The sequence below is a fragment of the Nostoc sp. CHAB 5836 genome (genome assembly GCF_020829445.1).
Lineage (GTDB): Bacteria > Cyanobacteriota > Cyanobacteriia > Cyanobacteriales > Nostocaceae > Nostoc.
Genome location: NZ_JAIVFV010000332.1, coordinates 1 through 3,349 on the forward strand (window position 1 = coordinate 1; position 3,349 = coordinate 3,349).

General features: G+C 45.4%; 4 protein-coding genes and 1 pseudogene. 2 read left to right on the forward strand and 3 right to left on the reverse strand.

Features of this window, described 5'->3' with window-relative positions:
• The first annotated feature begins 268 nt into the window (after nucleotides 1–268).
• The gene (locus LC605_RS31890; protein ID WP_229551384.1) at nucleotides 269–514 is read left to right on the forward strand and encodes a hypothetical protein; all 246 of its coding nucleotides are present in this window, start codon (nucleotides 269–271) and stop codon (nucleotides 512–514) included.
• 157 nt (nucleotides 515–671) lie between these two features.
• Here LC605_RS31890 and LC605_RS31895 read toward each other — a convergent pair whose 3' ends face one another.
• Together LC605_RS31895 and LC605_RS31900 are read right to left on the reverse strand one after the other, a co-directional pair.
• On the reverse strand, nucleotides 672–824 hold the full coding sequence (locus LC605_RS31895) for a hypothetical protein (RefSeq protein ID WP_229551385.1): 153 nt from the start codon (nucleotides 822–824) through the stop codon (nucleotides 672–674).
• Nucleotides 825–828: 4 nt separating this feature from the next.
• Nucleotides 829–1,542, reverse strand: a complete 714-nt coding sequence (locus LC605_RS31900) for a hypothetical protein (protein ID WP_229551386.1) — start codon at nucleotides 1,540–1,542, stop codon at nucleotides 829–831.
• A 168-nt stretch (nucleotides 1,543–1,710) separates the two neighbouring features.
• Here LC605_RS31900 and LC605_RS31905 point away from each other — a divergent pair, with 168 nt between their 5' ends.
• A complete protein-coding gene (locus tag LC605_RS31905; protein WP_229551387.1) occupies nucleotides 1,711–2,592 on the forward strand; it encodes a DUF4351 domain-containing protein in 882 nt (293 codons plus the stop codon).
• Nucleotides 2,593–2,831: 239 nt separating this feature from the next.
• On the opposite strand, the pseudogene LC605_RS31910 reads toward LC605_RS31905, so the two are convergent.
• A pseudogene (locus tag LC605_RS31910) lies at nucleotides 2,832–3,349 on the reverse strand (bifunctional DNA primase/helicase); the annotation flags it as partial.

Consider the following 3,349-nt stretch of genomic DNA (forward strand, 5'->3'; position numbering starts at 1 on the left):
CCAGATTTTTTCGACTTGACAACCAATCTGCGATCGCAGATGGTTGCTCTGTTTTCCAAGCAATATAGTCTACACGACCGTGCTGATCAACATACTGACGCAATAACCGATCCCAAGCTTCAAAATCCATCATTCAAAATGCTAGTTAACTTTTTGCCAATTTGTTTAACTCTTTAACGAACTTTGGGGGTTTAAGTCAAGAGCCTAATGACGGCAGCACGTGAAAGTGTCGGGGTCTAAATAAGAGTCACTTTCACGGAAAAAGCGAATGGGCGAATGGGCGAAAAAGCGAATTGGTTTAATCTACCACAAAACTTTTATCAAAAAGGGAAAAGGTAAAAACCTCGCCTCTTGTGGCGCGTTCGCGGTAGCGTCTCGTAGAGAAATAATCCGCATCGGGAGCAAGGCAGGTAAAAACCCTCTGCCGTTGTGTCTGGCTTGGTTTAATTGCGAATGGGCGAAAAATGGAAAAACAAAAAAGATATATTTCGAGGCACGACGTGCTGTGAAATAGGGTGTCCTTATATCAAGCCCCTCAATTCATTGATGGAGTACCCTACACCCTTACACCCTTACACCCTTACACCCCTAATTGTTGACTAACACTGATTGTATTACTAGTTGCCAGTGTATGACGGAAGCAAAGCATATGTGAAACAAACCCAACTTTCTCATGCCATCCATTCAGTCCACTGTGGGGCATCTGCCACCAGTTGAGCAAATTTGTCAGGGCTTGCGTCTTCAAACTCCAGCATCACGCCCAACCGCTCATCAATCGTTAGTGTACTGAGTAATTCTTTCACTGCATCAATCCCGTATTCCACCCGCTCAATTGCCAGCTCTGAGTCCCAGGCGATGACGCATCAGCCAAGACGTGGAATGATTACTCCAGTCAGTGCAGATGCTCAAGCGCGAGCGTTCCGACTTATCCCGCTCCGCTACAACAGGCGGCGGTGCAATAAGGTCATCAGTAATCATATCCCCAGGCGTTGCCAATATCGCTTCGAGTGCAACAATCTTGCGTATCAACTTACCCCCGTCATCTTTCTCCACCAATTCTGGGGTAACTGGCATCCCATAGGTATCCAGAATGCGAAACTTCTCGCACTCCAGCACTTCTTCTGGTTTGAGATAATCTTGATGCTGCCTACTGTTGTAAGTCCTTCTGTCAATATCTTTAGCATTAGCCACCTTGCGATAATGTTCCGAATCGATGGCGATACCAGCCGCCTTCATCCACCGAGAAGCCCCCTCATCAGCACCATCTCCGGCAGAAACAATCCTATTGCCCATCTCCTCCAACAGCTTAAGCAAATCAGCCCGTAAATTATTGATAGACCAATTCCTTTGAGCTTCAATCTGACAACTTGCATCCAACGCCCAGTCCTTCTCTGCTCCACGTCTGCCTGTCTCGCGGTCAATGCGAATCAAAAACGCAGTCATCTCATTCTTCTGAAGAATCCTTTCCTTGATGCGACGAGCATTAGTTTCGGCGTAACCAAAGGGAGGGCGTGGTGCAACCCCTTCCGTGCATGGGGACATTGGGACGATACCGCCATAATTGCTGGGCGCAAACTGTCGGCCGACTGCGAAACAGCGTGAAACACGTAACCGTTCACGGCTTAAATTTGAGGTGTGATTAAAATGGGTTGTAAATACAGATAAAATATTATTAATAACTTCAAAGCAATTTCAAATAAACCAAATTGAATGACTCGATTTGTACATGACGAATTCGCCAAAGATTATCTAGAAGAACTGTTAAAACCTTACGGGGAAGTAAAATCATCATCAAAAATATCAGGAGAAATCAAGGAAATTGATGTGTTATTTACTCCATCAGCACAGCAAAGCTCTAATTTAGAAGTGCTAGGGCTACTGGGAAGATTTGCCGAATTTCCGGCAATATTAGAACCCTTTCGGAACGCAGCCTCTGCTGATGAAATTTGTGATTGTATTCAAAAATTATTAGAAGTAAAAGCTCTTTTGCGGCGAGATGCGAAAGCGAATAAAACCAGACTCCAAGATTCAGATATTCCGAAACTATGGGTTCTTAGTCCAACTGCATCCCCAGCACTACTGTCGAGCTTTAATGTTAATCAAAAATCTGGGTGGTTGCCAGGAGTATACTTTTTAGGCGATGCTCTACGGACTGCAATTGTTGCTATTCACCAACTACCGCAAATACCAGAAACGTTGTGGTTGAGAATTCTTGGCAGGGGAAGTGTGCAGTCACAGGCAATTATGGAATTATCGGCGTTACCATCTCTTCATCCATACAAGCAAGCAACGCTAGAATTAGTTTACAACCTGCGCCAGAATTTGAGAATCAATCAAAATTTAGAATCAGATGATCGGGAGTTAATCATGCGATTAGAACCACTTTATCAGCAAGACCGTGAAAAAGCAAAACTTGAAGGACAACAGGATTTAATTATACGTCAACTAAATCGTCGCTTTGGTGAAATTGATGCATCTTTGATTGAACGAATTCGAGGATTATCTATTGAGCAATTGTCTATTCTAGGAGAGACGTTGTTAGATTTTTCTGTTGTGGCGGATTTGGAAGCTTGGTTAAACGACGAAAAGTAACGGTTTTGATGGAACAGTGAACTACTGTAACCGACACCGGGAGCTACACACACCACAGACGTACACCAATAAGGCACTCGCGTTCCCCGAAAAGCCACTGTCCCGGATACCTGGGACAAAACGCCTCACCTATGAGGCAACACCAATTGTCTCGCCAACCAGTACGGGGCAATCTGACGTGAAAGCAAGTAGTATTTTTAACCGAAAAAGTCAAGTGGTTAATACTAAGCCCGACTTTCTCACCCCATCCATTCGACCCAATCGGGCGCATCTGCCACCAGTTGAGCAAATTTATCAGGGCTTGCGTCTTCAAACTCCAGCATCACCCCACAACGCTCATCAATCGTTAGTGTACTGAGTAATTCTTTAACCTTGTCAACTCCTAACTCCACCCGCTCAATTGCCAGCCGAGCATAATATTTAACCCGCTCCCACCAAGAATCACTGAGTGATACCTCTGTGTCCACACCCCCCCGATTATTATCTCCACTTTCATTAAGGGGGGGTGTGGACGGCGGGTTAATCCCATACTGCATCTGCATTCTAGCTGCATGAGCCGCCTGGAGTTCTTGTTCCTGCTGGCGTTTCCTTTCCCTTTCTTCCCTGTGACGAAGGCGATAATCCAGCACTTTCTGAGCAAACTCGACATCCTCCGTATTGAGCCGATAATACCGAACCCGTTGACCGGATTCGAGTGGTCGGCGAGACACAGTAGATAAACCCAGTTGCTCCAGATACTGACCGAGAATCCACATCG